Here is a 5,329-nt window from a genome sequence, read left to right as displayed (position 1 = left end):
GCGCTCGTCTTTCACCGGTTTGCCATCCGCACCCAGCTTGCTCATATTGCTGCGATGCACTTCCTCGCAAGTGGCGTTCAGGTCAATGCCGAAGGTATGCCCGGCTCCATACGTCACGTAATTGATATCGGTGAGCGCATCAGCCACTTCCACCAGGTCCACCCGGAAACCACTCAGCGACGCCAGTTGTTCTCTGGCAGCCGCCAGGGTAGAGAGGAACGCCTGCTGGTCTGAATCCGGTTGCTGGCAGGTCGCCTCGGCCAGCTCGTGAAACTCTTCCAGCAGCAGAGCAAGGCGCAAACGGATGGTGGTGTCATCGGGCACCACCGGTTGCGACTCCACCGGCAGGGAAAAGGCGCGGTGAAACTCGCCCACCCGGTGGAAATTGCTGGTTTGTTTAGGCTTTGCCATCGACTTCCTCCAGAAAGGCAATCATCTCACGGTTCACTTCCGCCGCCTGCTCCATCTGAATCCAGTGTCCGCATTGATCCAGCATCACCGTACGCAGGTCCGGGATGTAATCGGGCATACGTTGCAGCGCCTTCTGACTGAAGACGATGACCGGGTCCTGCATACCGCCGATAAACAGAGTGGGCATGGTCAGCTGCCAGTTGTCATCATCCCGGCTCTCCTCCCAGGAAGCATCCATGGACCGGTACCAATTGATCGGTCCGGTAAAGCCGCTGTGCTGGAAGCGCTCCACGTAATAGGCCAGATCTTCCTCGCGCATCCAGCGTGGTTGTTGTTCCGGGGTGGGCATGGATTGCAGGAACCCCGTGTCGTCCGGACGTACCCGGAAATCGGCAATGCCGTCAGCGGACAGACCATGGAAAATCTTGCGCAGACTGGTGGGCACATCGGCCTCCAGCTCCTGTTCCGGCAATTGCGGCTTCTGGAAGTAGAGCATGTAGAAAAAACGATCCTCGAACAGCCGCCGCATGGACTCGGTGGGTGCCTCCGGAGCCGGTCCGCCATAGGGCACCGACATGCCCACCACGGCACGAATCCTCTGCGGATAGCGACGTGCCACCTGCCAGGTCAACGCACAGCCCCAGTCGTGACCAATGAGAATCGCTGAGTCATGACCCAGCGCCTTGATCAGCGCAACCACGTCCTCGACCAGCACACTCTGACGATAGGCATCCACGTCCGCCGGCCCCCCGGTGTAACCGTAACCCCGCAGGTCCGGGGCCACCGCGTGGTAACCGGATTGGGCCAATACGGGCAATTGGTAGCGCCAGGAAGCCCAACATTCCGGAAAACCGTGCAGGCACAATACCAACGGGTTTCCCGGCTCTCCGGCCTCGGCCACGAAAAAATCCAGACCATTGGCGGCAAGCTGCCGCTCACGTATAAATGCCATACTCTCTCTTCCCGATTGCTATTCAGCCAGTCAGTATTGACAACTACTTACCCGACACGACGAAAGTGCTATTGTTAGCATATCCGTTTGATCATTGTTGTGATTCAGCATACGCACAAAAAGAACAAGAACTCAGCATCGTCACGGCGGTCTCAGCTCCATGCTGCCACGCAACCGGTCAACCGGCGCCGGGTCGACCTGTGAATTTGACAGCATGATCCACCGCTGACAAGCGCGTGCAGTGACCGTTTTGACTCGACCAGGGATGCATCGTGACCGAGCCGCAAGGACAAGCCCGCCCCACGAAGCCCAGCCGCATTGGCCAATGGCTGGCACCCTATGTGCCGGAATACTTCCCTGTGGCCTGGAAACTGGGCCTGTCCATTTCCCTGCTGATTTTGTGCGGCATGGCCATTCTTGGTTCCCTGCTTCTCAATAACCAACTCGACCGCATGCGCGAACAGGCGGACACCTTTGGTGAAGCCATTGCCTTGCAACTGGCCAATACGGCCCGTGAACCACTGCTGGCCGATGACAATTTTCTGCTCAAGGTTCAGCTCAATAACCTGACACGCAGTGACAGTGTGCGCGGCGCCGCCCTGTTCGACCGCAGTGGCAACCTGGTCGACAAGGCCGGCATCTTGCCGCTGGCAGCCAACCCGCTGCAGGAACGGATCAAGCACTGGGAACTGCAGGACGAGCCTGTCACCACCTACTACGCCACTGTGGATGTGAACGATTCGGTGGCCGGTTACACAGCCATCTCCCTGTCCGACCGGCCGATCATGGCTGCCAGGGAATCCGTACAAGACACCATGATCAACGCCACCCTGATCATGAGCGTGATCGCCATCATTGCTTCATTCCTGATTAGCCGTCGATTGGCTCGACCCATTCACGATCTGCTGGAGGCCACCAGCGCCATGCGCCGGGGAGACCTGAATTATCGGATTCAGGATCGTCGCAATGATGAGATCGGTGGTCTTATTGAGGCTTATAACACCATGGCCCACGGCATGCTGGAAAAGGACCAGGTGGAGCAGGTTCTGAAACGTTTCGTGAGCCCGTCGGTCGCGCACAACATGATGGCTGACCTGGATCAGGTACAACTGGGTGGCCGCGATGTCCAGGCCACCGTGGTATTCGCTGACATTGTCGGCTTTACCCGGTTATCGGAGACCCTGGCTCCGGATGCCATCGCCGAAATGCTGAATGTGTACTTCGATGCCATCACCACCGCGACCACCTTTTACCGTGGCACCATCGACAAATACATGGGCGACTGCGCCATGATCGTGTTCGGGGTGCCGGAGAAAGATGATGAGCATCTGTTTCACGGGCTGTGTTGTGCGGTCATGATTCAGCGGATGGTGGAAAGGCTGAACGAATTCCGCCGCGCCCGCGGCCACACTACCGTGGAATTCCGCATCGGCATCAATTCCGGCGCCATGCTGGCCGGTAACCTGGGCTCCCGGGAGCGAATGCAGTACACCGTGGTCGGAGACACCGTCAATCTGGCCTCACGGCTGTCCAATATGGCCGGCGGTAACGAAATCATTGCCGCCGCGCCGCTCCTGACCAACCCCAATATCGCCTCTCGGGTGCGAGCCACCGAGTACGGTGCCATGCGCATCCGCGGCAAGGCCGAACCGGTCAGCACCTTCCGCATCGATGGCGTTCACGCTTTGTCGGAGACCCTGATGGAGCAGCGTATCGCCCAATTCCTGGCAAAACTGAACACGGAGTCGCAACGTGCATAAGGCCGGCCTGGTGATGGCAGCGCTGCTGGGCGGCTGCGCCAGCCTGGGCGACCCGCAGCAACAGGTCAGCGAGGCCCTGGCGGAGGATGATTACGCCCGTGCAGCCACCATCATTGAACAGACCCATCCCGATCATGATCAATATGCTCTGCTGCAGGAACAGTATCCCGGCATCATTCTGGCCAGTAACCAGTACCGCCAGCGCCTGATCCTCGAGGCCGAGGCCATGAGCCGAAAACAACACTGGGAGCAGGCGCACAACCTGATTGCGGCGCATCGCGACAAGGTGGTAGACCCGTCAGCCCTGGGAGAACTGCTGGCCGCCCTGAGCAGCCTGGAGGAGCACCAGCTTAACCAACTGCTGGCTGAGCGTCGCCAGGCCCAGGCCAGCGCCCTGATGCAGAACGCTGACCTGACAGAGAGATTGAGCGGCTTCCATCTGCCCAAAGCAAAACAGGAACGCCAGCAACTGGCCGAGGAGCGGCGGTATGTGGTGGAGGATATGACCCGGCTTGGGGAATATTTCGCCCAGCGCCAGCAATGGCTCCTGGCCCGCGACCTGCTGAGTGCCGCTCACCGGCTGGCGCCGGAGCAGCCGCCGTCACCGCAACTGGCCAAGGCGCAACAGATTCTCAACGACGCCAGCAAACGAGCCCGAGCCAGACACAATCGCGCCCTGCTCACCGAGGCGGATCAGCTGATGGCACGTTACCAGCGAAACGGGCAGCTTGACGCGTTACTCGCCGCTCGCCGCTTCCTCAATCAGCATCAGAACAATCCGGCACTGAGCGATCATCAAAAACGGCTTGAACAGTGGGCCCGGCGTCGCTTTAGCGAAGAGATGAATACCGGCGAAGCCCTGTATGCCCGCGGCCAGTATCGCGAGGCCTACAGAATCTGGACGCAGGTGGCCCCGCTATACCCGGATAACGAGGAACTGATCAAGAAACTGGAACGCAGTCGCCGGGTACTGACCAACCTTCGCAACCTGCAAGACGACTAGCGAAGCAGGCCAGCGAACCGGAAGGTGATCCCCCCCCTCCGGCGAGCCCATAAAAAAAACGCGCCGTTATGGCGCGTTTTTTTGGCGGGTCTTTTACCACAAGAGCATTACTGCGACTCGGATTCCTCGACCTCAGCCTCTTTGGCAGGGGCGTTTTGCTGGGCGTCATAGGCCTCACGGAATTCCGGAGACACATTCTTGCGTCCTTCAAACACCTGCTCAAGACTCACCGGCAGGGGATCTCGTACCACTTGCTCCAGCTCTCCCTGATTGTTCAGCTCAAACTGCAGGGCAGTAATGCCCATGTACTTCTGGCGGGTCATGCTCAACAAACGCTCGTTATCCGGCAGGATAGTGGGTCGCAGGAAGACCATCAGATTGCTTTTTTCCCGCGAATTACTGGTAGAGCGAAACAGGATACCCAACAGCGGGATATCGCCCAGGATCGGCACCTTGCGTACCGTCTTGGTGATGTTGTCGCGGATCAGTCCGCCCAGAGCAATGGTTTCGCCGTCATCCGCCAGCACCGTACTTTCCAGCTTGCGAGTGGTCGTCACGATATCGGCCGCTTCGCCTACAGAGTCTTTGACCTGGGAGTTTTCCTGCTCCAGCTCCAGACGAATGGTGGACAACCCGGCCACATGGGGGGTCACCTTCAGGCTCAGCCCCACATCTTCCCGCTGGATGGTCTGAAAGGGGTTGGAGACACCGGAACCGGTGCTGGTGCTGGTGCCGGTGATAAAGGGAACATTCTCCCCCACCACAATAGAGGCTTCCTGATTATCCAGGGTCAGAATACTGGGTGTGGAAAGCAGGTTCACGTCAGTGGACGTGGACAGTGCCTGGATAAGCGCGCCCCACTTCAAATCCCCGTTGGAGTCCTGCTCCCCGAAGCCCATGGTAATACCATCACCCAGGGCAAGGCCCGAGGGGTCATCGGTCGCCAGCGCCTGAACAATGGAATTAATGGTCAGCCCGGCGTTGCCGAAGTTGATGGCACCCACGCCGCTTTCGTCACTACCGCCCACATACTGAAAACCCAGCGCCTTGCCCGTATCCCCGGACACCTCCACGATTGCCGCTTCGATAAGGATCTGTGCACGGCGCACATCCAGCTGACTGATCACCGACATGATTTCCTTCATCATCGCCGGCTCGGCGCGGATCACCAGGGCATTGAGCGACTTGTCCGCCTGAATGGAA

Annotated in this window: 5 protein-coding genes; 2 read left to right on the top strand and 3 right to left on the bottom strand. The window is 59.0% G+C overall.

The genetic code is table 11. From position 1 onward, the window contains the following. Together A3714_RS06385 and A3714_RS06380 are read right to left on the bottom strand one after the other, a co-directional pair. Window positions 1–411, bottom strand: a 411-nt coding sequence (locus A3714_RS06385) for a nucleoside triphosphate pyrophosphohydrolase family protein (protein ID WP_063527161.1), incomplete at its 3' end; no start/stop codon positions are given. Continuing rightward, window positions 398–1,363: an alpha/beta fold hydrolase gene (locus A3714_RS06380; RefSeq protein WP_063509878.1), complete on the bottom strand. Its 966-nt coding sequence runs from the start codon at window positions 1,361–1,363 to the stop codon at window positions 398–400. The genes A3714_RS06385 and A3714_RS06380, both read right to left, overlap by 14 nt. A gap of 272 nt (window positions 1,364–1,635) precedes the next feature. On the opposite strand from A3714_RS06380, the gene A3714_RS06375 reads away from it, so the two are divergent. Continuing rightward, complete coding sequence (locus A3714_RS06375) at window positions 1,636–3,123, top strand: adenylate/guanylate cyclase domain-containing protein (RefSeq protein WP_063509879.1); 1,488 nt, start codon at window positions 1,636–1,638, stop codon at window positions 3,121–3,123. Continuing rightward, the gene (locus A3714_RS06370; RefSeq protein WP_063525784.1) at window positions 3,116–4,126 is read left to right on the top strand and encodes a hypothetical protein; all 1,011 of its coding nucleotides are present in this window, start codon (window positions 3,116–3,118) and stop codon (window positions 4,124–4,126) included. The genes A3714_RS06375 and A3714_RS06370 overlap by 8 nt, the downstream gene beginning before the upstream one ends. Before the next feature lie 107 nt (window positions 4,127–4,233). Here A3714_RS06370 and A3714_RS06365 read toward each other — a convergent pair. Beyond that, window positions 4,234–5,329, bottom strand: a 1,096-nt coding sequence (locus A3714_RS06365) for a type II secretion system protein GspD (protein WP_304439024.1), incomplete at its 5' end; no start/stop codon positions are given.

Origin of the sequence: Alcanivorax sp. HI0007 (assembly GCF_001635525.1) — a bacterium.
Lineage (GTDB): Bacteria > Pseudomonadota > Gammaproteobacteria > Pseudomonadales > Alcanivoracaceae > Alcanivorax.
The sequence above is the reverse complement of the archived record's forward strand: the minus strand, read 5'-3'. Positions and strand labels throughout refer to the sequence as shown.

Excerpts from the sequence above, each read along its gene's own strand:
- A3714_RS06380 (WP_063509878.1), bottom strand. The coding sequence starts at position 1,363 with ATGGCATTTATACGTGAGCGGCAGCTTGCCGCCAATGGTCTGGATTTT.